General features: G+C 66.6%; 1 pseudogene. It reads left to right on the forward strand.

What is annotated here, in order from left to right:
- A pseudogene (locus tag M3630_RS30695) lies at window positions 1-401 on the forward strand (helicase); the annotation flags it as partial.

Raw genomic sequence — 401 nt, forward strand, 5'->3', positions numbered from 1 at the left:
TTCGACAAGATGCCGTTCTGCACGTCGCCGAGCGGGCACAACCCGCGCTTCGCCGATCTCGCGGAGAGCCTCGATGCCAAGGGCCGCGAGCACGAGCTGCTGGCGCGCCGGGTGCGGAACAACGTCGAGCAGCGCGGCATGATCTACACGACGGACGCGGAGTGCGAAGACCTTGGTGACGTCGACGCGCTCATCAAGACCTACAACAGGCTGCTCCCGCCGACTCCGCGTCACGCGCCGCGGAAGCTCGCCCATGCGAACGGGCACGTCTTCATCGTCGGCTACGAGGACGACACGGTCGCGATCATCGAGAAGCTGCAGAAGGCCGCCGGCGAGGGCCTCGACGGTCATGCCGACGACGTGCAGGTCTGGCTGGATGCGAATCCCGACGTGATCGACGA

It is taken from the genome of Brevibacillus sp. MER 51, from assembly GCF_023714195.1.
Lineage (GTDB): Bacteria > Bacillota > Bacilli > Brevibacillales > Brevibacillaceae > Brevibacillus.